Genomic DNA, 24,334 nt, shown 5'->3' with positions numbered 1-24,334 from the left:
GCTATGTTTCTGTGTGGTTTGCTTTTTGTGTTACTTTTGCACCACCTTTAAACGAGAATGATGAGTAAGAAAATTGGAGTGTTATTAATCCAGTTGGGAACACCTGACAGCCCGAATAATAGTGATGTACGACGTTATTTGAAGGAATTCTTAATGGATCCCAGAGTCATTGATATTCCTTACTTTTCGCGGTTGTTATTGGTGCGTGGGATCATCGTTCCGTTCAGAACTCCCAAGTCGGCTAAGATCTACAAGCAATTGTGGGAACTTGGAAACGGTAAATCACCGTTGCTAACCTATACGGAAGAAGTAAAACGCTTGCTTCAAAAGCGCTTCGAATCTGACAATGTAACGATAGAAATGGCGATGCGCTATCAGAATCCTTCCATGGAATCGGTTTTGGAACGCATGCGCAAGGCAAATTACGAACAAATCATCATTCTTCCGTTATTTCCCCAGTATGCAAGTGCCTCCACGGGTTCTGCAGTGGACAAAGCCATGGAGATTATCAAAAAATGGTGGGTAATCCCGGATATAAAGATCATTTCCCAATTCTACAACCACGAAGGGTACATTGATTCGATTGTGGAAAGAGCAAAACAATTCGACATAGCTTCTTATGACAAGATCATGTTTTCTTATCACGGACTTCCGGAAAGACAAGTAGATAAAGTTTATGACTCCGGGTTGTGCCAGGATCACGATTGTGAAAAGGAAATCACGGAAGAAAATAAGTTCTGTTACAAAGCAACAAGTTATGAAACAACCCGCCTGATCGCTGCCAAATTAGGTTTGACGGAAGATCAGTACATTGTGAGTTTTCAGTCGCGTTTGGATGAAAAATGGATCCAGCCTTTTTCCGATAAAGTGATTGAACAATGGGGGAAAGAAGGGAAGAAGCGCGTATTGGCTTTTAGTCCGGCTTTCGTAGCGGATTGTTTGGAAACATTGATCGAGATCGGTGGAGAGTACCAGGAAATTTTTGAAGAACACGGCGGCGAAAAAGTACAGTTGGTGCCAAGTTCCAATGATCACCCAAGGTTTATCGATTGCCTGGAAGATTTGATACGGAAAGTATAATAGTTCAAATGTTTCAGTCGAGGCTGATTCAAATGTTCAAATTGAATTCTTAAAACTTTTTGAACCTTTTGAACCTTTTGAACCTTTTGAACCTTTCTTTAGTCACTTAATTCCCGATTCAAATTCATCCATAGCGCCCGCTCCAAATTGATCATTCGACTATCTGTAAACCGGAATTCCCTTTTTCAGTTGCACAAATGTCGGGAAATGGCCTTCTGTCAGTTTAATCCTCTCTTAAACCTCAAATTACATTGATAAAATACGCATAGACATGTGTCTATTTGCCCAGTGGGGTAGCGGCTTCCGGATGCTGACGCGTTTTGGAATCCTAATCGTTGATCAGGATAGCAGAGCGGGGATTACTTAATTCCCGATTCAAATTCATCCATAGCGCCCGCTCCGAACTGATCATTCGACCATCTGTAAACAGGAATTCCCTTTTTCAGTTGCACGAATGTCGGGAAATGGCCTTCTGTCAGTTTAATCCTCTCTCAAACCTCAGATTACCTCGATAAAATACGCATCCCGCACGTGCGGGATTTGCCCAGTGGGGGAGCGGCTTCCGGATGCTGACGCGTTTTGGAAGCCTAATCGTTGATCAGGATAGCAGAGCGGGGATTACTTAATTCCCGATTCAAACTCATCCATAGCGCCCGCTCCGAACTGATCGTTCGACCATCTGTAAACAGGAATTCCCTTTTTCAGTTGCACAAATGTCGGGAAATGGCCTTCCGCCAATTTAACGGATGCATCCAGGTCTTTAGCCAAGGCGATATCGAAATCTCCGGCAATTAATTGCTTGTACAGGTTCAGTTTTTGCTTGTCGGAAGAACAAACCGAGAAAAGCATTTTTACGGATGGATTGCGTTTTTTGATTTGTTTCAGACGGAAAATGGACTCCAGGCAGAAAGGACAATCCGGAATGGTAACAATCAATAAATCGTATTTCGGATTTGTTTTTACGGTCGTTTCGCTTACTTCTGTTCCTTCCGAACTGAAATCACCTTCGTAAATCGGGTATTCGCGGAAACCTTCTGCAAATGGTGCGACTAAAAGAATGATTACGACCAGGATTTTGACAATTTTCGGTTTGAAGGTGAATCCTTTTCCAAAAGAATAAGCCAATAGAATTCCTTCTAGAAACAGCGTGATGTATGGCAACAATTTGGACATTGTCCATGAAAAGCCATTATTCAACAGGCCTAGTTCGAACGATTGAAAAGAAAAGATGGTGAAACCTGTAAGGATTAGTACGATAAAGAAAAGGATCTTCATGAGTTGATTTTTTAGTAAAATTAAAAAATATCCGGACTTGAAATGTTCAAATGTTCAAATGTTTCTGCCGTGGCAGATTCAATGTTCAAATTTCAGTTACTGACCTTTTCAATTGTCTTGAACTCCGGGAACTTTTGAAACTAGATCAAACCAACACTCAATCCCACTCCCAACAAGATCGCTGTGAGTTTCGCCAGGTTGAAGCGGTGATTTTCATTGGTCTCAAAAATGATTGTCGTTGAAATATGCAGGAACATTCCAACCACTAATGCCAGTAAGATATCCATAAACGGAATTGCGGAATCCATCGGAAGCAGTTTCCCGAAAATCAAACCGAGCGGAGTCATTAAACCGAAGAGAATCAATAAAATCCAGGAAGTCGTTGATTTGATCAAAGATTGTCTCAATAAAGTCATCAATGCAATGGCAACAGGAAGCTGGTGAAGGATAATTCCCAGTAATAACGAATTATGGTGTTGTCCGATCAAATGCTCGTGCGTGTGTTCGTGTACGGCATTGTTTGCCAGCGGAATTCCTTCTATAAAAGAGTGTATGCTCAAAGAAATCAACATTCCGTAAGGGATTTTCTTGTTTGCGTGTGCATGGATGTGGCCGTGTTCAATTCCCCCGGAGAAATATTCCAGGAATAATTGCACCAGGAAACCAACCAATACCCAGACACCGATGGAAGTGTGCTGTTCGGCATAAAGTTCCGGCAAAAAATGAATAAAGGCTATTGCCAGGAGGAATCCGCCGCTGAATGCCAGGGAAAGTTTAATAAAAGTGGCCTGGTTCTTTTTCTCCAGGAAAACAACCAGCACTCCGCCTACTATTACGGAGAGGATCAAAAAGAAAATGGTAGTTATGATTTCGCTCATTTCTTTTTGCAGATAAGAATTAAACGATCCGATTGTTCCAGGTCGAAAGCTTCCAGTTTATAGTTGCCGGCCAATTGAATAATCTCAAAATGAGCATCGGCCAATAGTTTTTCAAAATCACTTAATTCCAGTGCCTGAACCTTCTCCTGGAAAAAATAGGATTTTCCGTCGTGTTCGAAAGCAATGGTTTTAATGATGCGTCCGTTTATCACTTCTTTTTTAACATGGAAAATGATGTCACACTTTTGAATATCCTGGCGGAACCGCTGATTTTGGACAATCTGAACGACTTTATGGGCATTCATGAAATCGATTACCAGGATTCCCGGGTCAACCAGGGCATCGTGAACGCTTTTTAAAATCTTCGCATTTTCGCACACATCTTCAAAATACCCGAAACTGGTGAACAGGTTGAAAACGTACTGGTAGTTATCGTCCAGCTTTTCACGCATGTCGTGGACAAAGAATTTAAGGCTTGGGTCCGAATGTTTTTTAGCTTCTTCAATACTGTTCGGAGACAAGTCGCAGCCGGAAACTTTCAGGCCGTGAGAAGCCAAAGCGCGGGAATGTCTTCCGGCACCACAGGCCAAATCCAACGCGGTGGATCCCGGTTCGGGATCGAGTAACGCCACGAGGTTGTCCAGAAACTCGTTGGCCTCCTTGTCGTTTCTTTCGTCGTACAATACATGGTAGAACGGAGAATCAAACCAGGTAGAGAACCATTCCTTTTGCTTGTCTAAATGCATCATTGTTGCAAAAGTACAAAAACTTGCGGAAACACCTTCATTTTACGCCTGAAAGTTGGGGAAGTACTCAGTTAATGAATCCTCACGTGAAATTCTACCATCTGCTCATTTTTTTCGTCGAATACCACTATTAGTTCGATAGGATTATTATATTTGTTGCACTTCGAAAACTACAATGATAAAAAACGATATCTACGAACTTTACCAAACAATGGAGCGGGAAAACATCCTGTTATCGTTTAAAGGGGTAGTTACGTCGGATTTACTATCATCTGTTCTTTCAATTATGGAGTCGAAAATGGATTACATGGACGAATCGCCGAAATTGAAGAAGAAGGTTTTCAATGTGTTAGTGGAATGTCTTCAAAATTTGTATCACCATATCGATTCAAATGAGGAACAAGATCGTAATTTTACGCGGATTGAAGTCAAGTCGGCTTTATTCATGATCGCTAAAAAAGACGATCATTTCGTAATTAGAACAGGAAATTACATTGATAAAGAAAGCGCAATCGATTTGGAGAAGCGTTTGGATACGATCAATGGAATGGACAAGGATGAATTGAAAAAGTATTACCAGGAAGTGCTGAGCAACGGAACTTTATCCGATAAAGGAACAGCAGGTCTTGGTATGATTGATATTGCAAGAAAATCGGGAAACAAGTTAGAGTATCAGTTTTTGCCAATAAACGATACGAATAGCTTTTTCTGCTTGAATATAAAAATTGATTAAGTAAGAATATGGAAAATTTACACCTAGAAGGATCAGCAAAAACACCTTCGATCCATTTTGATGCCGCTACTGGAAAACTTGAGTTGAAAGGTCGTTCTATTCCTGAAAACTCAGTGGAATTTTACAAGCCCTTGAACGATTGGATCGACGCTTACGGAAAAGATCCGATCGGACAAACATCTGTAGATGTGAAGTTAGAATATTTTAATACCTCGTCTTCCAAATGTATTTTGGACTTGTTCAAAAAACTGGAAGCCATTTCAGGTTCCAAAACGAAAGTAGTTGTGAACTGGTTCTTTGAAGAGGATGATGAAGATATGGAAGAGGCCGGCCAGGATTACCAGGCGATTATCAGTTTGCCTTTCAATATCATTGAAGTAGAAGAAATTTAAATTCGAATCCCTCAGCTTAGCCGAGGGATTTTTTGTTTGATGTCAAAAACAATAGGAATAACAGGGGGAATCGGTTCCGGAAAATCACTGGTGTCAAAAATCCTGCAGTTGATGGGATATCCGGTCTATTCATCCGATCAGCGCGCAAAAGACATCATGCATGAGGATCAGGCATTAATTGCCGGACTGAAAGAATTGTTCGGTGAAGAAGCTTATGTTGGGCCGAACCTGAACCGCCCGTACATTGCAGCACAAATTTTCAAAGATGATTCGAAACGGACAGCTATGAACAATCTGGTTCATCCGGCTGTAAGAAAAGACTTCCGGCAATGGGTTGAAAGTCAGAAATCTCCCCTTCTTTTCCAGGAATCAGCACTGTTGTTCGAAACGGGAAACTATAAATCCTTTGATGCCGTTATTTTGGTAAGTGCCCCGGAAAAAATCCGCATGGAACGCGTGAAAGAACGCGATCAACTGACGGATGAACAGGTGCAGTCGCGCTTTAACGCCCAAATGCCCGAAGAAGAAAAAATGAAACTGACCGGCCTGGTTATTCACAACGATGGAAACCAGCTGCTGGTGCCACAGATCCTGGATCTCCTGAAAAGATTATAACGTTTTAATAAAACCGCAAAGAGAAGGAGGGCGCAAAGTTTTATATTTCCTCTTACCTCTTTTTCTTGTTTTCTTTGCGGTTAAATAGAAAAAAGGCTGTGCCGCAGGCGCAGATAGAATCCTGCAATTAACTTCGTGTTTCTGGTGTGTTCTTCGTGGTCATTTATGGCTATTCCACTTCCTCGTAATCATCAAAATGATTGTTGTCCTGGCGACCGTTATTCCTGTTCGTACGGTTGTTGTCGTTGTCTCTGTTGCCGAAAGCCCTTCCGGAGAAGATAATACTCAACGCATTGAACATGCGCAACAGCATTCCAATTGTGAAAAAGAATCCGACTACCTTGAAAATAAACCCGAAAATAGGCGTATTCTCAATGTCTACAATGTTCTTGTAAAACCAGCCGGAAATAGCATTTTCTGCAAATTCAGGTTTCCAGAGCAGGAAGCCGAAAACTGCCATGGCCAAAGCAACAATCCCAAATTCAATGCCCATTTTAGGGTTAACGGTATCTGTTAGATTTCTTCCCTGAATCTGGATGGACATCATGGTTTTGAACTGCATTTTCTGGACTTTCCCGATGAAGTACATCAATAAGATCAGGCCTGTGGTAATGGATGTTGCCAGGGTTTCGTTCGGGTTTGCCTGGCAAAAAATAATCGCCACATCTGCAATAAGCAGGTATTGTACCGTTTTAAAAGCAAGGCTTAGCGGGTACGACATCGGAACCCCGCCGCGAAGCAATACAACCCCGAATTTTAAAATTCCCCAAATAAAACTGAAAATCGCTAAAATGACTCCCAGTCGAAAAATCAAACTGATAAATTCCACAAAGCAAAAATGCGAAAAAGGGTTGAATTGAACAACTGGTTTTGGCAGGGTATTGGTATATTTGGGCAAAATTGTGAATATGAAAAATTGTTTGATCGCTTTTATCGTGTTTCTTGGTTTTGCAGTTCGTGCAGAAGAGGGAATGCTTATTCCTTCGTTGCTTCAGGCTTTTGAATCGGACATGAAAGCAAAGGGAATGAAACTTTCGGCTGCGGATATTTATTCGGTAAACAATGCTTCTCTGAAAGATGCGATTATGCACTTCGGAGGTGGTTGTACGGCAGAATTGGTTTCGGATAAAGGATTGTTACTGACGAACCACCACTGCGGGTTGGACGCCGTTCAAAAACATTCGTCAACGGAGCACGATTACCTGAAAAATGGTTTTTGGGCCAAACAATTCAGCGATGAACTTCCGAATGCAGGCTTGACAGCAACACGTATCGTTCGTATTGAAGACGTAACCGAAGCAATGATGTTCGGGATCCAGGGATTGGAAGACGGAGATAAGATCGGGGAAGTGCTGAAGCGCAACATGAAAAAACTGATCGAAGATGCAACAAGAGGGACGCATTACCAGGGAGATGTTCAGGCTTTTGATTACGGGAACAGTTTCTACCTGATGGTGAAAGAAGTGTTTACAGATGTGCGTTTGGTTGGAGCTCCTCCAAGTTCGATCGGGAAATTCGGTGGTGATACGGACAACTGGGTGTGGCCGAGACATACGGGAGATTTCTCGGTTTTCCGCGTATATGCAGGAAAAGACAACAAGCCGGCAGCTTACAATACTGAAAATGTTCCTTACACGCCGATCAAGCATTTGAAAATCGCTTTCAATGACCGTAAAAAAGGAGATTTCACAATGGTTTACGGATTTCCGGGACAAACCGAACAGCATTTGACCTCCGGGAACCTGAAATACTACATCGAGAAACAACGCCCGATGGAAATCGATATGCGTACAAAAAGTTTGGCGGTGATCAACGAAGCCATGACCAAATCTGATTTGACACGCATCCAATACATGGCTAAACAGGCGCGTATTGCAAATGCATGGAAGAAATACATCGGTCAGATCGACGGATTGAAGCAATTGGATGCCGTTTCCCTGAAAAAGAAATTTGAAGCGGAATACATTGCGAAAGCGAACTCCAAAGACGAATGGAACCAGTATGCACCGCTAATCGACCGGATGAATAAGCTGGTGGACGAAAAAGGAGTATACGAATACAATTACACCTTGTTTGTGGAGTATTTGTTTGTCGGGCCGGAGTTTTTCCGTTTGGCCAGAAACCTGGAAGATTTGGAACGCAATTACGGCAAATACCTCACAAATAATGAATTGGAAGCGAAAATTCAGAACCTGATCAAAGGTGCTGAAGGCTTCTTTAAGAACTACGATATGAATGTGGACAAAGGAATTTTCGATGTGCAGACTCCTGCCTTCAAAAATTACCTGGATAAACGTTTCGTGATTCCTTCTTTGAACAACCCGAAATTATCGGCAGACATTTATTCGAAGTCGATTTTAGTGAATAAAGAAAAGTACGTAGCATTCCTTAGCAAATTAACCGAGAAATCCTTTGCGAAACTGGCAAAAGACCCGGGATACAAATTATTCCTGGAAAGTTTCACCCTGATGCGTAATGAAATTGCCGCAGGATCGAATGATTACAATGTCGAAATGGATGCTTTGCTGAAAGATTTCGTAGAAGGAAAGCTGCTTATGTTCCCCGACGGAAAAAACTGGCCGGATGCCAATTCGACTTTGCGCGTGACTTACGGACAGCTCGAAGGTTCTGCACCGGTAGACGGAATGGCTTACACCGAGCACACCACTTTGAAAGGAATGATCGATAAGTACAATACCGGAAACCCTGATTTCGACCTGGATCAGCGCATGATCGATCTGTACCGTGAAAAGAACTATGGGAATTATTCCCAAAATGGAGAACTTTGGGTGTGTTTTACAGGGTCAAATCATACAACCGGTGGGAATTCCGGATCACCTGTATTGGATGCAAACGGAAATTTAATGGGACTGAACTTCGACAGAAGCTGGGAAAGCACCATGAGCGATTTCTACTTCGATCCGAACCGCTGCCGCAACATTGTGGTGGATATCCGCTACGTGATGTGGGTCATGGATGTTTACTGCGGCGCGAAGCATTTGGTGGATGAAATGGTGTTGGTGAAATAAAATAAAAACAGGTAGGGACGCAATGCATTGCGTCCCTACAATATAAAATATGATCAAACAAAAAGGCCCGGATATCCGGGCCTTTTTGTTTCTTTCAAATTTTTATTTTTCCGGCATGATCTCCATCTTCTCTGCGAAGTGGTAACAATAATCCCGCAAATCTTCAGAAATATTGATTTCTCCTGTTGCCTTCTCAAAAGTATCGGCCATCGTCAGTAAAGTCTGGTGAAAGAATTGTTTCATTTCTTCTACTGACAAATCTTTTGTCCAAAGATCGATTTTCATCGTGTTTTTTTCTTCCGCATTCCACAGGGAAAGCATCATGGCTTTTGCCGGAGCGTTTGTGATTCCGCCGTCTTCGGCAGACCAATGCATTTCTAAAGGTAAGTTGTTTGCGTTAAGCCCAATTTGTACGTTTATTGAAGATCGTTTGCTTACTATTTCTTCCATGTTTAATCGTTTATTTCGTATTCTGACAAAATTTCATTGTATGGTTTGTCCAACAATTGCTGCAAAGTTACATCATATTGTTCCATATAACTAGCAACAATGCGATAACCTAAAAATTGTCCCAGGCGATCCGGCCCTTTTTGCGGAAGTCCGGAAGTGAAGGGTGCTTCCTGCAAGAATGCCGCCTGGTCGGTTTCACTTTTGGCAAACAGCATGTTTTGTTTCACCAGGTATTCCCAGAAATTGCGTTCGTTTTTAAGCGCCCATTCGTAATCCGCGGTGTTGTAGCGCAACAAAATATGCTCTTCCTGTTCCGGTAAAGCTGCTTTGGTCACATACAAAATTTTTCCCCACTGAATGATCGCTTCGATGTTGTTCACATCTTTTCCGGGCTCACAAATATGTGTCAGCACCCATGCGCAAATGGCATCGCGCTCCAGGTATTGCGGTTCCATGGCTTCCTTGATCCATTCGTAAAAGACATCACCGGGAAGTTCCTTAATTACATCTGTTTTAGCACCTAAATACCGCTCCAGCCCAACTCCGATCTCATTCTTCGTACAATACATACTCGATGAAAAGAACGAATTCATGAAAACGATCGTTTCAGGAAGTTTGGCTTTCGGTAAATGTACCTGGATGCGTTTGAACCCGTCCTCAATGATTTTTTTGGAAGCGGCTGTGTTCGGGAATTTTTCGCTGATCCGTTTGGATAAACGCTTGTAATAAGGATTGTGTGTGAACTCGAACCAGTTTGCCTGGAAAGCAGTATCCTTCGGAAGCCCGGTCTTATAGCAGTAGTAGAATTGATAATCGATAAGCTCCGGGAATTTCTGAGATAATTCAAAAATTTCAGTTCCTAATTGCTGCTCCGGAGTATGTGTAAGAATGCTGTCAAGGTGCACACTTTCCAATTGGTACTTGCTGGCCGAGATATCGGTATCCAGCAAATTGTCCGAACAGGATTGGATTGTAAACAGGGCAAAAGCCGCTAAAAAGAGGGTTCCGGTTTTCCGCGTAAATTTCATATTGATCAAAAATAATCATTCTAGTCTCAACGAAAGAAACTATATTTGGTTCACTTTTAAGATAACTTATGAAAAGACTAATAGTAACATGTTTGGCAGTAACTTTTTCCGCTGCCGTTTTTGGACAAGCTGAAGATTCCGGAAAGAAAGTGAACATGGGAATTGCTTACCAGTTGGGTTTAAATTTCACGAAGCCTGGAACCAAACGAATTGATAAAGACGGTGTTGGAGTTCAGAATGCTTTTGGTTTAAATATCAATGTAAACTTCAATGAGAACATTGGGTTTGCTACCGGATTGGAATTCGATTTCGAATCTTATAAAGTTTCAATGAATACCCTGAACGGAACCAATTATTACTTGTATAGCGACAGTAAGATTATTCAGGAAGAAGACCTGGGAGATAACTATGAGAATATTGATAAATACAAAGTATTTGAGTTGACAGGAAGAAAGTACAAAAATATTTATGCAACGATTCCTACGATGCTGACATTCCGCACAAACGCGTTGGGGGATTTCCGCTATTATGGAAAGTTCGGTGCAAGAACGAGTTTCCTGGTGAAATCTACTAAAAATGACGTTGGAAATATGTTTGAAAGTACTGTTAATGGTTCAGACATCGATGATATTATTGCGAATCCGTCTTCTTATCCTAAATCAAGTACAGAAATGGAAGGAATGAAAACTCCATACGGGAATGACGTAAGCTTTATTCGTTGTTCGCTTGGTTTGGCAGGTGGAGCGCAGTGGAATTTTACAGGAAACACCATGTTGTTTGCTGAATTAGGTTTCTATTACGGATTAACACCGATCAATATCGAAGGAGGAGGAAAAAACAGAACCTTATTTAACCGTGCAGGTGGAGGAAATGATTATTTCGGTTTGAAGACGACACAAACACAGTTTTGTTTGAAAATCGGTATTTTGTTCTAACCAATACGGAATTAGTTTAATAGAAATCCCGTCACGGCTCAGCCAAGACGGGATTTTTTTTTATTTTTACTAACAAGATTTATGGAAAAAGAACTAGAAGTAATCGATTATATATCCGATTGGTTGAAGCAATACGCTTTGAACGCGGGAATGAATGGATTTGTTATCGGAATATCAGGTGGAGTAGACAGTGCGGTTACTTCAACGCTCTGTGCCAAGACCGGAATGAACGTCCTTGTTTTAAACATGCCTATCCGCCAGACGAAAGCAGAATTCGCAAGAGCGGCAGAGCACATTGACTGGCTTCAAACGAATTTCCCGCATGTGGAAGCCCAAACCATCGATTTAACGGATACTTTCCATCAATTGGAGAAGACTTTCCCGGCAAGTACGGTAGAAAATCACCTGGCAATGGCAAATTCCAGGGCAAGACTGCGAATGACCACGCTTTATGCATTGGGACAAACTCATGGGTTGCTAGTAGCAGGAACCGGGAATAAAATCGAAGATTTCGGAGTAGGTTTCTATACCAAATACGGAGACGGTGGTGTTGATTTGAGCCCGATCGCTGATTTGACCAAGACAGAAGTTTTTGAATTAGCAGGAGCTTTGAACATTGTTGACTCTATCCTGACGGCAAAACCAACCGATGGTTTGTGGGAAGACGGCCGCTCGGATGAAGATCAGATGGGAGCTACTTACCCCGAACTGGAATGGGCAATGGATTTCCACGGAAATGAAGAATCCCTGGATCCGCGTCAAAAAGAAGTCCTGGCAATTTATCGCAGGCTGAACAAGGCTAATAAGCACAAAATGGATCCTATTCCGGTTTGCATCCTTCCCAAAAACATCAAATGACGGGGAAGGGAACAAATCTGCTTTTGTGTGCATTGATGGTGTTTTTCCAATCAGCAGGACAAGCCGATTTTGATCATTACCAACCGCTTCGCAGCAAAGGACGCGTTCCCAAAGACTTTTCCACTTCCACGCTCACCAAGATCAGGCAGGATAACCGGGAAGACCTCAAATCATTAAACGGTCAAAAAAGAGAGTTTTTTGTAGAGCAAATCAACTATTCCATTGATGAGATTCTGCATTCCGGAAATGTGACTTTCGGCGATACAATCAGCAACTACCTCCAGGAATTGGGTGACCGCTTAATTGCGGGTGAAACAGACCTGCGGGGAAAACTGCGTTTTTACGTCTACAATTCTACCGAGGCAAACGCTTTTTCGACCCGCCAGGGAATTGTATTTGTAACCACCGGGCTCATTGCTCAATTGACTTCGGAGGCCCAACTGGCTTTCGTTTTATCGCATGAGATTATCCATTACCAGGAACATCACGTACTCGATCTGTTCGAATACGCGACCAAAGAGAAATTCTATTCTTACAACGAAAGAGCCCGCTTTTTAAGCAATTATTCCAGGGAAAATGAACTGGAAGCTGACCGCAAAGCGGTTAAAATGGTTCACGATGCCGGTTATAAACCGGGAGAAATCAACAAAACATTTGACGTTTTACTGTATTCTTACTTGCCGTTTGAAGAACTGAAACTGGATAGAACGTATTTCAATACAACTGAAATGTATGTTCCGGAGATCTATTTCGATTTTAAACGGAATGAGATCTCGGCTAAGTTTAAGTACAACGATTACCTGATGTCGCACCCGAACCTGGCAAAACGGAAAGAACAGGTTACGGATCAGATCGGGAAGTTCAAAGAATGGGAAACCGGAATGCTGTACAAAGACAGTCTGCAGTTTTTCCATATCCGCGATGTGGCCCGGTTTGAGTATGTGCTTAATAAAGTGTACGCGGATGAACCGGTCGAAGCACTTTATGCCATTTACATTTTAGAAAAGAAATACCCGGAATCTACTTTCCTGAAAAATTATAAGTCGCAGGCCTGGCTCGATATCATGAAACTGACCGTTAAAAAGGAAACCTTCTCTTATTCCGTATTTTCTACGTTAAACCGTAAAAAGCAGCGTTATTATGAAGGGCAAATATCGATCCTGAACCAATTCATTACGGTACTTCCGAAAACGGGAAAACTGGCTATGGGATTGCGGGTGATTTACGATGTTTATCATTCGGATACTACCAATGCAGTTGCCAAAAAGTGCTACGAAACAGCGATCCAGTTATTGGTAAAAAGCGATGATTTTGAACCTGAAAAGTTTTCGTCTAGAAATTTTAAGGAAACCCTGACTTACCTGAAGAACCTGAAGCAGGATACTTCGTCCAAATCGAAATTGCATACGGTAGAATGGGATAAGTATACAGTGATTGAAAACCAGTCGAAAGGGGTGACGGAAGATTTCGGAATTGATTCCACGAAATTTTACATGTATGGAATTTCAGATATCATTCGCGACAGCAGTTTCCTGAAAAAGTTCAAACAAACGCTTCTCAAAAAAGGCATGCTGGATAAGGACAAAGACGATTTCAACCTCATGACCGATGCCGAACAGGAAGACGTGGAATATTTCAAATACGACAATGAAGCCCATTTGAAAATGGATTCCATGCTGATCTTCCAGCCGGCTATTTTTGAAACAACGAGGTCTGAAATAGATGTTTTTAAAACATTTCGAACAAGAGAATTGGTTTCCCGGGAAATCGCTGCCAATGCGGAAGATCTGAATATTCACGTAAAAAGTCTGAGCTTGAATCAACTGGAAAGCCTGAGTGCAGACGACTGGAACAATTATTCCCTGATTCAGCGCAGTTTGACACGGGCAATCAATGATCACGAGAATGATTATTTCGTATTGGATGTTCCGGACCTCAACCGGATCAATTCGACGTTTAAAACCGGGAAATTAGTGTTTATGGAATACCAGCACACCTATGCTCCGGACCTGAATTTCGGTAATGTGGCATTGTTTACGGTATTGCTTCCGGTGGGCCTGGTTTACTTCCCGATAGCCATTCTTTCCGGGCATTATTCCGACTGGCAATTCTATGTACTGGACCTGAAAACCGGGGAATTGGTACTCGACAGATCGTATTATGTCAATGAGCCGGCTTCCAAACACAGTATCGGTTCGCGCCTGAACGGCATGTTTCACCAATTAAAACAGGCAAAGAATGAGTATTAAAAAAGCGCTTCTTTGTTGTTTGTTGCTGTGTGCGTTCCTTTCGAGAGCACAGGAAGTGGGTTATTATGGCCGCCGGATCTTCCTGGAACTGGATGGCCAGGGACAAATTCCATTACTTCAAAACATTTTCGGAGAACGAAAGGGATATGTTTCCAAAAACGGAACCTTGAACAGTTCTTACAACCTGCTTGACGTTGGATACCGGGCCAGTTTGAATGTGGCCATTACCGAACCGGTTGGTTTCGGGATTGAGTTCTCTCAGCGTTTTTACCGGGTGAACCTGCAGTCAATCGATGAGATTACCCGGAACTACAAAGATTCCAGCGGAAATATGATTACGGAATATTTGCCGGCGAAAGTAGCTTATCTTCCCATCCGCGAAACGGTGTTTATGCCGAAAGTATTGGTGGCGCTGAATGACAGCCGCATTCCCTGTGGTTTCGCCAGTGAAATCGGGATCGGGTATTCGTTGATCCAATTGCCGGACAGGAATCCGGACATTCAATTACTCAATGCACAACAACCGGATCAGACTGATCAGGTCAAGGAAAAATTACTGGATTCCCGGGCGGAAGAATTCCGCGGGCTCGTTTTTATGTACGGCTTCCGGATGAACTACCCGATCAGCAAGCGCGTTTTGTTCCACATTGGTTTCCGCTATCAATATGCTTTTCAATTCAATAAAAAGAAATTCCGCCGCATGGATGAATCGGAATACTGGTTCTCCGGAAGGGAAGTGTGGTCGAAAGTAAATCTTAGAAGACAGCTGGGAATTTTCAGTTTCGGAACCGGGTTGACAATTACCATTTAATTATGAATTCCAAATTCCGAATGCCCAATTTTAATTCGTAATTCGGCATTCATAATTAGGAATTATCAAAGATTATTCTGTCTCCGGCGCTAACCGCAATACAATCCCGTCGATTTCTTCCGAAATAGGAATCTGGCATCCCAAACGGCTGTTCGGTTTCACGTAAAACGCCTGGTCCAGCATGTCCAGTTCGGCATCGCTTTGTTCTTCCAGTGCAGTATCGGATTCCAGGTAACATTGACAAGTCGCACACATCGCCATTCCACCGCATTCGCCTTTCACGGGAAGTTCGTAAGCTTTACAAAGTTCCATGATGTTCATGTTCATGTCTGTAGGAGCTTCCAACACATGTTCAACTCCCTCGCGGTCAATAATCGTTACTTTGATATCTGCCATGGCAATTTTTTTGCAAAGGTACTAACTAATTTCACGATGGAAAGCATTCGGAATTCTCAAAATGATCGGATGAAGATTTCCAGGAAGAAATTGCGGAAGCAAACAAACTTCTGCTGCAAGACGCTCGTTAACTCTTTTAATGATGATTTCGAAACAGTATATTTGATAAACTAAATTCCCATTCATGCGACTCTCCTTTTTCTTCCTGGTTTTTTGTTCGATGCTGCACGCACAATCCGATAATTGGGTAGAGCAGACCCAGCTTTTCCGCGACATCAATCCTTACGAAACGGGCGGGTATATTTTTGAGGACGGATCTTTCCAGCTGACCAAAGGGAATTATCGTTTTAAGTTCGATAAGCAGGGAGTAGTACAAAACTTGCTGACACAGGAAATCATTGAGCAGGAAGTTCCCTTGGAACAGCGGTCAAGTGGCTGCAGCGCATTCGACCTGGTAAACAATGTGCGGTATACACTTGCAGACAATATCATTCACGTGGAGCGCATGTTCCCGGACCGGAAAAACGAATACAGAGCCATTCCGCTGGAAAAACAAGAACACGTAGTGAAAAGCGTTTGGGATCAGTATTCCAATAATTCGAACCACGTGGATGCTGGAATTATTACTTCAGTTAAAGGGAAAATAATCCTGTACCAAACCTATTTTGCGATTTCCGTCAATACACATCCGGGGAAATTCAAGCCGAAAGGAATTAACACCTATATGAGATTAAGTATTGTAAACCTGGAAGATTATTCGGTTTCTTACGAGTACCTGCTGATCGATGTGTTTAATCCGGCTTACGGGAAAAAAAAGGAGGTCCTGGATTTCTTCGATTTTAAATGTATCGGGACGAACGCAAAACAGGAATTGCTTTTCAGTATCAGCAAGACTTCGTTTAAAGACAGGGATGCTCCGCCGCTTTCGTTGAGTGATTACAAAGGAGTTGATTATTGTAAATCCGGAATAGATATCTGGACAGTTAACCTGAATGATTATTCCCAGAAGAAGGTCTATTCAACGATCATTGAGTCGAATAAAAATGCGGCGTCCGTGAGTTTGAATTTCGGAAATGACGGCTGGCTGCTAAGCTGGACTGAACACCGGGAGGATTATTACACCTTTCACACGCGTAGCTTTCAAATCGACACCGATTATGATGTCCAGGAAACGGTGATCCATTTTCCCTCCAAAGAATTCAGACTGGAAAAGTTCCAAACACCCAATTTGCGTGTTTATAAAGATTTAAACGGAAAAGAATGGTTTTGTTCGGCAATTCCGGGTTCTCCGGCAATTTATATGCTGGATCAAAATTCGCAGCTGAAAGTGTTCGGGAACGAGTTGCTGAAATGGGACCTGAACAAGCATTTTGTGTTGTCGAATGCTGAAATGCTTTGCCTTCCCTGCCTGAAAGAACTTTCGGCAGAAGATATCCACCTTTTAAGCGATTTACCGGAAGCAATTTCTCCGGGTACGCCGCATACACGCATTCTGAAGCTGAGAAAAGCGGGAAATTCCGTTCTGGTGCTACATTTGGAAAGCCTGGATCATACAACGGAAACCGGAGTTGCGAGAATCAGGCAATTATTCCTGAAAACCGGGAAAATCAATTTATAAGCGGTACGTAGTGATCGCAAGATCTACTACGTACCTTATATATAGTCGTTCCTGTCTATCCCCGGCTGTAATGTCGGGGGAAGGAGGATCGGAAAGCCCTCTCCGCCGTGGCGGAGAGAACTGTAATTGCAACAAATGTAATGGTTTTGTATGAAACAAGTAGGGACGCGATGCATCGCGTCCCTACATATTATTTTATTTTAAAAGGTAACCGAGCGAAGTCGAGGTTACATCATTCCCGGCATTCCGCCTGGCATTCCGTGTGAGTGCGGAGCTTCCACTTCCGGTTCGTCTGCAATGACACATTCTGTAGTCAATAACATAGAAGCGATAGAAGCAGCGTTCTCAATAGCGATACGCGTTACTTTAGTCGGATCGATTACACCTGCTTCGTACAAGTTTTGGTATTGGTCTGTGCGGGCATTGTATCCGAAATCAGCCTGTCCTTCACGTACTTTCTGAACAACCACTGCACCTTCACCACCTGCGTTCGCGATGATTTGGCGTAAAGGTTCTTCAATAGCGCGTTTCACGATTGCGATACCTGTTGTTTCGTCGTCATTTGTTCCTGTCAATGCATCCAAAGCATCCATTGCGCGGATCAAAGCCACACCTCCACCAGGTACGATTCCTTCTTCCACTGCAGCTCTTGTTGCAGCCAAAGCATCATCTACGCGGTCTTTTTTCTCTTTCATCTCCACTTCTGTAGGAGCTCCGATGTAAAGAACAGCAACACCACCTGCCAGTTTCGCCAAACGTTCCTGTAATTTCTCACGATCGTAATCGGAAGTAGTGGATTCCATTTGTGCTTTGATCTGACCGATACGGGCCTGGATAGCATCTTTCTCACCCGCTCCGTTGATGATGGTCGTATTGTCTTTGTCGATCTCTACTTTTTCAGCAGTTCCCAACATATCTAAAGTTGCGTTTTCCAATGTCAAACCGCGCTCTTCTGTGATCACTTGTCCGCCTGTAAGGATAGCGATATCTTCCAGCATTGCTTTTCTGCGGTCACCGAATCCCGGAGCTTTCACAGCAGCGATTTTCAAAGATCCGCGCAAACGGTTAACAACCAATGTGGTCAATGCTTCACCGTCTACATCTTCAGCGATGATGATCAATGATTTCCCGTTTTGAACAACCGGTTCCAAAATAGGAAGCAATTCCTTCATGTTGCTGATCTTTTTGTCGTAGATCAGGATCAAAGGATGTTCCATTTCAGCGATCATTTTATCGGTATTCGTAACGAAGTACGGAGACAAATAACCACGGTCGAATTGCATTCCTTCTACTGTTTTTACGTCAGTTTCGGTTCCTTTTGCTTCTTCTACCGTAATTACACCGTCGTTACCAACCACTTTCATCGCTTCAGCGATCAATGAACCGATCGTTTCGTCATTGTTTGCAGAGATTGTAGCAATTTGTTTGATTTTATCGTTGTCAGAACCAACTTCTCTGGAGATTTTTTTCAAATCCGAAACAACAGAAAGAACTGCTTTGTCGATTCCGCGTTTCAAGTCCATAGGGTTCGCACCTGCAGCTACGTTTTTCAATCCTGCTGTGATGATAGCCTGAGCCAAAACTGTTGCAGTAGTTGTTCCGTCACCCGCGATATCTGCTGTTTTTGAAGCTACTTCTTTTACCATCTGAGCTCCCATGTTTTCGATAGGATCAGCCAGTTCGATCTCTTTAGCAACAGAAACACCATCTTTGGTTACTTGCGGTGCACCGAATTTCTTTCCGATTACAACGTTTCTTCCTTTTGGTCCAAGAGTTACTTTCACTGCATTTGCCAATGAATCGACTCCTTTTTTAAGCTTCTCACGAGCTTCAACATCAAAATAAATTTGCTTTGCCATTTTTTATGTCTGAATGATTTTTAAATAATTTTTATTGAGCGTTTCAATAGTTCAATGTCTAATACTTTAAAGGTATTCCAACGTATCAATTTTTTGAACTCTTTGAACGTTAAAACTTTTTGAACTTGTTCTATCCAATGATCCCGTAGATATCGCCCTGTTTCATGATCAGGTAATCTTTCCCGTCAATTTTGATCTCTGTACCCGAGTACTGACCGTAAATAACGATGTTGTCTACTTTCACTTCCATCGGTTCGTCTTTTTTACCAGGTCCAACTGCGATAACTGTTCCTTTTAATGGTTTCTCTTTTGCTGTGTCGGGAATAATAATACCACTTGCTGTTACTTGCTCTGCCGCTGCAGGCTCAATTAGCACTCTGTCTGCTAAAGGTTTGAATGTTGTTGACATATTGTTATTCGTTTTAGATAAAATTTGACGGATTTTTTTTGACGAAGATTGTGCCATTCCTTCGAATGGTGTCAATTTTTCATTTTATGAAGGTACATAAAATAAAAAATGTCAGTATGTGTGACATACTGACATTTCAATATCGTTTATAATCGATTGATTATTGCTGCTGCTGACCGCCTTGAGCTCCACCTTGCTGACCTCCAGCCGGACCACCTTGTTGTCCTCCGGTTTGCTCTTTTTTCTCCGGTTGTTTTACTTTCGCAGGTTTCATCAAACTTGTCAAACCAATACTTGCTACTAAGATTACAGCTGCAAGTGTCCAAGTTGCTTTTTCGATAAAATCATTTGTGCGTTGTACACCACCCAATTGCTGAGCAGCACCGAAATCAGAAGATAAACCTCCTCCTTTAGGGTTCTGAACAAACACCACTACGATTAATAAAACACTTGCTAATACTAGTAAAATTGAAATTAATGCTATCATTTTATGAGGTAATTTTTTTCTTTAATTCTTCAATTTGGAGTGCAAATAAACTCTTTTTTTCTGGAAATGCCAAACTTAATTGATGATAAACATGAATTGCTTTTGGAAAATTCCCTTGTGCGGCATATATTTTGGCTAAAGTCTCGGAAACCGGGATGCGCTCATCGTCCAGACTTTCTTTTGCTTTTTTCGAAGGAGAATAAAATTCAGCTTTCGGTTTGGGCATGGTCGGATTGGTTTCTATGAACTTATCGATGATTTCCTGCTGAGAGCTTTTTGCCTCTGTTTTTGGTTGTTCTGTTTTTTCCGGAAGTTTTTCTTCTTTGCCAGGTGAAAGTTCAATCTTCGAGAGCGGTATTTTCTCTGCTTCCGAATGATCGCCCGCCTTTAACCAGCTTGTAAACGAACGCTTTTCTTCCGTGTGAGTTTGAGCGTGAGTGTGAAGGGAATGCTCCTCATTCTCATTCTGATTCTCGCTCTGTATATGCGGTTCTATATAAGGTTCTTCTATAACTTCCTCTTGTAAACTTATTGCGGATTCATTTTCGTTCTCATTCTGTTTCCCATTCTCCGTAGTGTGAGTTTGAGTGTGAGTGTGAAGGGAGTTCTCCTTATTCTCGTTCTCGCTTTCATTCTGACCCAGATAATCCTGTGACAAGGTAGCTGCAACGGTTTCAAAATCAAAGATGTCTTTTTCGACCCTTGGTGACTCTAAATCTGACTCCGGATTTTCTTCCGGTTCGTTGATCGGTTCCGGAATTTGCTCTTCGAATTCAGTAGTCTCAGTTTCCGGCGCAAGCTCTGAAACAGGAGTTGTTTCCTCGACAGGTTCCCCGATTACTTCATCATTTTCAACAGTGTGAGTTTGAGTGTGAGTGTGGAGAGAAGTATCCTCATTCTCATTCTGTTTCTCATTCTCAACAGTGTGAGTTTGAGTGTGAGTGTGGAGGGAAGTATCCTCGTTCTCGCTCTGATTCTCATTCTGTATCAAAGCTTCTCCTTCAAAGGCCGCATGCAGTAAATGGAACAACCGGGCGCGATCGGATAATTTATAGGCTTGTTTCGGAAGGATCTCATCCAAATGAACGGACTGGAAACGCGAAACTCCCTGCAGGTACAATAAAGAATAAACAGACGAATACGGATGTTTTTCAGATAGTTCACGCAACACGTCTACGTCTTCGGATCGCATGAGCTCCGGGCGCAGGATGAATTCGGCTATTTGTTCTGTATTCAGCATTACCAATTGGATAACAGTTTGTTCACAACATCTTGTACGACCTGCTGGTTGATGGATTCCAATAAACGTGTTTCAACGTCGACCAATTGCTCACTGGATTCGTAATCGGCGAAACGGGAACTTGTAAACTCCATTTTTTCCAACCCTTTGGTTGGTGTAAGTATAGTGAAATTAACTGAAACCGTTAAACGGTTTTTAGCTGCCAGGTCTCCCTGCTGGATCGCAATAGGCGAGGTGTTGTACCCGGAAATAATACCGCTGATTTTAATTTGGGCATCTTCCAGGGTGGAAGCTAATTTCAAACGGGTATTGTTTTGAATTCCGCTTCGCATGGCTTCCGACAAATTTGCCGGGTAATTGGACGGAGCGGTTGCCGCATTCAATTCCAAAGGAGTAATGTAGAATTTTTTCCACTCTTCGGGCATTGAATTATCAATCGGATTCATAAAGGCTTTCGGCCAGCAGCTGGTCAGACCGATCATTAAAAGGAGTATAAGGCTTAGTTGTTTCATCCCTGGATATCGTATTCTTTGATCTTGCGATACAAAGTTCGTTCCGAAATTCCCAATTCTTCCGCCGCATACTTTCTTCTTCCGCGGTGTTTGTCCAGCGCTTTTTGGATCAGTTCCTTTTCACGGTCCTCCAGTGACAGGGATTCCTGTACTTCTTCGTGGATTTCGTAGTCTTCCGTATCCGGATCGTCGAAAACAACCGGTTTTACAGTTTCTGTTTTGATAGGAGCAGGCGGTAAAATGCGCTGTTCCCCGTGATGGTTCAAATCGTGGTACAAACGATTGACAACTGCTGCCTGGTCGTTCGACAAACTGAAATCACCCTGGTTATTCAACAATTCGACTACCAGTTTTTTCAATTCGTTCAGGTCGTTCTTCATATCGAAGAGGAACTTGTACATCAGTTCGCGTTCGTCGATTTTAGTTTCCTGTGCACCGACTACAGCAGGGAAAAACTCTTCTGCCTGCGGTAAATAGGATTGTAAACGCGGACCGTCAATATCGCGTTCCTGCTCGATCACCGAAATTTGTTCCACCAGGTTTTTCAACTGGCGGATATTTCCCGGCCAATGGTAAGCATTCAGTATTTCAACGGCGTCCGCAGTGAGTTTCACAGCCGGCATGCGATACTTTTCAGCAAAATCACTGGCAAATTTGCGGAAAAGCAAATAAATATCTTCTTGTCGCTGGCGCAATGGCGGAAGTGGGATCGGAACGGTGCTTAGCCTGTAAAGTAAATCTTCCCGGAACTTCCCGGATTGGATTGCGCGCTGCATGTTTTCATTCGTAGCCGCAACTACGCGCACATTCGTTTTAATCACTTTTGAAGAACCTACGCGAATGAACTCGCCGGTTTCCAGTACGCGAAGCAAGCGAACCTGTGTCTGCATCGGTAATTCGGCTACTTCATCCAGGAAAATTGTTCCGCCGTCTGCTACTTCAAAATAACCCTGGCGGCTTCCGGTTGCGCCGGTAAAAGATCCCTTTTCGTGCCCGAATAATTCGGAATCGATCGTTCCTTCCGGGATCGCACCGCAGTTTACAGCAATGTATTCGTTATGTTTACGGGCGCTCAGCTGATGAATAACCTGCGGAATGATCTCTTTACCTGTTCCGCTTTCTCCGGTCACCAAAACCGAAATATCTGTAGGAGCCACTTGCATAGCAACTTCTAAGGCGCGATTCAGTTGCGGAGCATTTCCGATGATCCCGAATCGCTGCTTGATTTGTTGAAGTGATAAGCTGCTCATCTGTTTCTTAGTTAGCGTGGTTCACCAATTCCCCGATCAATGTTGCAGAAGTGCAGTCGGTAATTTTAACCAGTACGTATTCGCCTTTTTTGGCATTTCCTTTCGGGAACACTACCATGGAGTTTCTTCCGTCTCTTCCGCAGAAATGTTCTTCCGAACGCTTGGAAGGTCCTTCTACCAATACTTTGGCGATTTTACCAACCTGTTTTTTATGGGAAGCAGCTGAACTTTCCAACTGCAAAGCGATGATCTCTTCCAGGCGTTTTCCTTTTACTTCATCCGGAACATCGTCTGCGAATTTACGTTCAGCCAATGTTTTTGGTCTTTCGGAGTACTTGAACATGTAAGCAAAGTCGTAAGCAACTTCTTTCATCAAAGAAACCGTTTCGTTGTGTTCTTCGTCAGTTTCTCCGCAGAAACCGGTAATAATATCTGTTGAAATGGCACAATCCGGAATAATGCGTTTGATAGCAGCGATACGGTCCAGGTACCACTCACGGGAATATCCGCGGTTCATACGCTCCAGTACATTAGAGTTCCCGGATTGAACCGGTAAATGGATGTACGGACAAATATTCTCGTATTTCGCCATGATCTCCAACACATCATCCGTCATGTCTTTCGGATGGGAAGTAGAGAAACGGATGCGTAGGTCCGGGTGGATCAATGCCACCATTTCCATCAATTGCGCAAAGTTGGTCGTCGGGATGGATTCATCCTTGATCACTCCTTTGCTGCTCATATTCCAGCGGTAACTGTCTACGTTCTGACCTAATAAAGTTACTTCCCGGTAACCGTTGGCGAATAAATCCTTGCATTCCTGTACGATTGTTTGCGGATCTCTCGAACGCTCCCGTCCGCGTGTAAACGGTACCACACAGAAAGAGCACATGTTGTCGCAACCGCGTGTAATGGTTACGAACGCACTAACACCTCCCTGGTCCATTCTCACAGGAGAAATATCCGCGTAAGTTTCTTCACGGGAAAGCAAAACGTTCACCGCGCGCTGTCCGGTTCCTACTTCATCGATCAGGTTCGGTAAGTCACGGTAAGCATCCGGTCCTGCAACCAGGTCCACTAATTGTTCTTCTTCCAGCAAAGATTGTTTCAAACGCTCGGCCATACATCCTAAGATCCCGACCACCAGGTTCGGCTGGTCTGCTTTGCGCTTTTTAAATTCGGTCAAACGGTTGCGAACGCGTGTTTCAGCATTCTCCCGGATGGAGCATGTATTAATAAGGACTACATCTGCCTCATCAATGTTTCGAGTGGTTGTGTATCCTTCTTTTGTCATGATCGAAGCAACAACTTCACTGTCGCTGAAATTCATTTGACAACCGTAACTTTCCACATAAAGTTTTTTGGAGCCGGTTCCACCTTCTAAAATGATAGCTTCTCCTTGTCTGCTCTCGTCAATAACTTTATTTAAACCGTGATTCTCTAACATGCTTGAATTTTAAGAGTGCAAAAATAGGTTTTAAGAC

24 protein-coding genes are annotated in these 24,334 nt (G+C 42.8%); 10 read left to right on the top strand and 14 right to left on the bottom strand.

Annotated elements, in window-relative coordinates:
* Window positions 1–60 precede the first annotated feature (60 nt).
* The gene (gene hemH, locus ABDW02_RS09660; RefSeq protein ID WP_343634352.1) at window positions 61–1,080 is read left to right on the top strand and encodes a ferrochelatase; all 1,020 of its coding nucleotides are present in this window, start codon (window positions 61–63) and stop codon (window positions 1,078–1,080) included.
* Between the two features lie 618 nt (window positions 1,081–1,698).
* Here hemH and ABDW02_RS09655 read toward each other — a convergent pair.
* From ABDW02_RS09655 to ABDW02_RS09645, 3 genes are all read right to left on the bottom strand, one after another.
* A complete protein-coding gene (locus tag ABDW02_RS09655; RefSeq protein ID WP_343634351.1) occupies window positions 1,699–2,355 on the bottom strand; it encodes a hypothetical protein in 657 nt (218 codons plus the stop codon).
* 140 nt (window positions 2,356–2,495) lie between these two features.
* Window positions 2,496–3,233, bottom strand: coding sequence for a ZIP family metal transporter (locus tag ABDW02_RS09650; protein ID WP_343634350.1), 738 nt, complete (start codon window positions 3,231–3,233; stop codon window positions 2,496–2,498).
* A complete protein-coding gene (locus ABDW02_RS09645) occupies window positions 3,230–3,982 on the bottom strand; it encodes a methyltransferase domain-containing protein (RefSeq protein ID WP_343634349.1) in 753 nt (250 codons plus the stop codon). Before ABDW02_RS09645 ends, ABDW02_RS09650 begins: the two co-directional genes overlap by 4 nt.
* Before the next feature lie 172 nt (window positions 3,983–4,154).
* On the opposite strand from ABDW02_RS09645, the gene ABDW02_RS09640 reads away from it, so the two are divergent.
* The 3 genes from ABDW02_RS09640 to coaE are packed head-to-tail and all read left to right on the top strand — an operon-like array spanning window position 4,155 to window position 5,719.
* Window positions 4,155–4,712 carry a SiaB family protein kinase gene (locus ABDW02_RS09640; RefSeq protein ID WP_343634348.1) on the top strand — a complete coding sequence of 186 codons (558 nt, stop codon included), beginning with the start codon at window positions 4,155–4,157 and terminating at the stop codon, window positions 4,710–4,712.
* An 8-nt stretch (window positions 4,713–4,720) separates the two neighbouring features.
* Window positions 4,721–5,104 carry a DUF1987 domain-containing protein gene (locus ABDW02_RS09635; protein WP_343634347.1) on the top strand — a complete coding sequence of 128 codons (384 nt, stop codon included), beginning with the start codon at window positions 4,721–4,723 and terminating at the stop codon, window positions 5,102–5,104.
* 39 nt (window positions 5,105–5,143) lie between these two features.
* The gene (gene coaE, locus ABDW02_RS09630) at window positions 5,144–5,719 is read left to right on the top strand and encodes a dephospho-CoA kinase (RefSeq protein WP_343634346.1); all 576 of its coding nucleotides are present in this window, start codon (window positions 5,144–5,146) and stop codon (window positions 5,717–5,719) included.
* A 169-nt stretch (window positions 5,720–5,888) separates the two neighbouring features.
* Here the strand turns inward: coaE and ABDW02_RS09625 are convergent, their stop codons facing one another.
* A complete protein-coding gene (locus tag ABDW02_RS09625) occupies window positions 5,889–6,533 on the bottom strand; it encodes a hypothetical protein (RefSeq protein ID WP_343634345.1) in 645 nt (214 codons plus the stop codon).
* A gap of 94 nt (window positions 6,534–6,627) precedes the next feature.
* Between ABDW02_RS09625 and ABDW02_RS09620 the strand changes: the two genes are divergently transcribed.
* Complete coding sequence (locus tag ABDW02_RS09620; RefSeq protein WP_343634344.1) at window positions 6,628–8,748, top strand: S46 family peptidase; 2,121 nt, start codon at window positions 6,628–6,630, stop codon at window positions 8,746–8,748.
* A 102-nt stretch (window positions 8,749–8,850) separates the two neighbouring features.
* Here the strand turns inward: ABDW02_RS09620 and gldC are convergent, their stop codons facing one another.
* Entirely contained in the window at window positions 8,851–9,198 is a 348-nt protein-coding gene (gldC, locus tag ABDW02_RS09615) for a gliding motility protein GldC (protein WP_343634343.1), read from the bottom strand.
* Window positions 9,199–9,200: 2 nt separating this feature from the next.
* Window positions 9,201–10,226 (bottom strand): hypothetical protein, encoded by a 1,026-nt coding sequence (locus tag ABDW02_RS09610; protein WP_343634342.1) that lies wholly within the window; start codon window positions 10,224–10,226, stop codon window positions 9,201–9,203.
* A gap of 68 nt (window positions 10,227–10,294) precedes the next feature.
* Here ABDW02_RS09610 and ABDW02_RS09605 point away from each other — a divergent pair, with 68 nt between their 5' ends.
* The 4 genes from ABDW02_RS09605 to ABDW02_RS09590 all read left to right on the top strand — a co-directional run bounded on the left by ABDW02_RS09605 (window position 10,295) and on the right by ABDW02_RS09590 (window position 15,079).
* The gene (locus ABDW02_RS09605) at window positions 10,295–11,161 is read left to right on the top strand and encodes an outer membrane beta-barrel protein (RefSeq protein WP_343634341.1); all 867 of its coding nucleotides are present in this window, start codon (window positions 10,295–10,297) and stop codon (window positions 11,159–11,161) included.
* A gap of 81 nt (window positions 11,162–11,242) precedes the next feature.
* Window positions 11,243–12,019, top strand: coding sequence for an NAD(+) synthase (gene nadE / locus ABDW02_RS09600; RefSeq protein ID WP_343634340.1), 777 nt, complete (start codon window positions 11,243–11,245; stop codon window positions 12,017–12,019).
* A complete protein-coding gene (locus ABDW02_RS09595) occupies window positions 12,016–14,268 on the top strand; it encodes a M48 family metalloprotease (RefSeq protein WP_343634339.1) in 2,253 nt (750 codons plus the stop codon). The genes nadE and ABDW02_RS09595 overlap by 4 nt, the downstream gene beginning before the upstream one ends.
* Entirely contained in the window at window positions 14,258–15,079 is an 822-nt protein-coding gene (locus tag ABDW02_RS09590; RefSeq protein WP_343634338.1) for a hypothetical protein, read from the top strand. The genes ABDW02_RS09595 and ABDW02_RS09590 overlap by 11 nt, the downstream gene beginning before the upstream one ends.
* 72 nt (window positions 15,080–15,151) lie before the next feature.
* Here ABDW02_RS09590 and ABDW02_RS09585 read toward each other — a convergent pair whose 3' ends face one another.
* Window positions 15,152–15,475: a 2Fe-2S iron-sulfur cluster-binding protein gene (locus tag ABDW02_RS09585; protein WP_343634337.1), complete on the bottom strand. Its 324-nt coding sequence runs from the start codon at window positions 15,473–15,475 to the stop codon at window positions 15,152–15,154.
* A gap of 184 nt (window positions 15,476–15,659) precedes the next feature.
* Here ABDW02_RS09585 and ABDW02_RS09580 point away from each other — a divergent pair, with 184 nt between their 5' ends.
* Complete coding sequence (locus ABDW02_RS09580) at window positions 15,660–17,093, top strand: hypothetical protein (protein WP_343634336.1); 1,434 nt, start codon at window positions 15,660–15,662, stop codon at window positions 17,091–17,093.
* 227 nt (window positions 17,094–17,320) lie between these two features.
* On the opposite strand, the gene groL is transcribed toward ABDW02_RS09580, so the two are convergent.
* From groL to miaB, 7 genes are all read right to left on the bottom strand, one after another.
* Entirely contained in the window at window positions 17,321–18,952 is a 1,632-nt protein-coding gene (gene groL, locus ABDW02_RS09575) for a chaperonin GroEL (protein WP_343634335.1), read from the bottom strand.
* 130 nt (window positions 18,953–19,082) lie between these two features.
* On the bottom strand, window positions 19,083–19,361 hold the full coding sequence (locus ABDW02_RS09570) for a co-chaperone GroES (RefSeq protein ID WP_343634334.1): 279 nt from the start codon (window positions 19,359–19,361) through the stop codon (window positions 19,083–19,085).
* Between the two features lie 160 nt (window positions 19,362–19,521).
* Window positions 19,522–19,848 carry a preprotein translocase subunit SecG gene (gene secG / locus ABDW02_RS09565; RefSeq protein ID WP_343634333.1) on the bottom strand — a complete coding sequence of 109 codons (327 nt, stop codon included), beginning with the start codon at window positions 19,846–19,848 and terminating at the stop codon, window positions 19,522–19,524.
* Between the two features lies 1 nt (window position 19,849).
* Window positions 19,850–20,929, bottom strand: coding sequence for a hypothetical protein (locus ABDW02_RS09560; protein WP_343634332.1), 1,080 nt, complete (start codon window positions 20,927–20,929; stop codon window positions 19,850–19,852).
* 158 nt (window positions 20,930–21,087) lie between these two features.
* Entirely contained in the window at window positions 21,088–21,600 is a 513-nt protein-coding gene (gene lptE, locus ABDW02_RS09555) for an LPS assembly lipoprotein LptE (RefSeq protein WP_343634331.1), read from the bottom strand.
* Window positions 21,597–22,850: a sigma-54 dependent transcriptional regulator gene (locus ABDW02_RS09550; RefSeq protein WP_343634330.1), complete on the bottom strand. Its 1,254-nt coding sequence runs from the start codon at window positions 22,848–22,850 to the stop codon at window positions 21,597–21,599. The genes lptE and ABDW02_RS09550 overlap by 4 nt, the downstream gene beginning before the upstream one ends.
* Before the next feature lie 7 nt (window positions 22,851–22,857).
* Window positions 22,858–24,297, bottom strand: coding sequence for a tRNA (N6-isopentenyl adenosine(37)-C2)-methylthiotransferase MiaB (gene miaB / locus ABDW02_RS09545; RefSeq protein WP_343634329.1), 1,440 nt, complete (start codon window positions 24,295–24,297; stop codon window positions 22,858–22,860).
* Between the last annotated feature and the right edge of the window lie 37 nt (window positions 24,298–24,334).

It is taken from the genome of Fluviicola sp. (assembly GCF_039596395.1).
Taxonomy (GTDB): Bacteria; Bacteroidota; Bacteroidia; order Flavobacteriales_D; family Crocinitomicaceae; genus Fluviicola.
The sequence above is the reverse complement of the archived record's forward strand: the minus strand, read 5'-3'. Positions and strand labels throughout refer to the sequence as shown.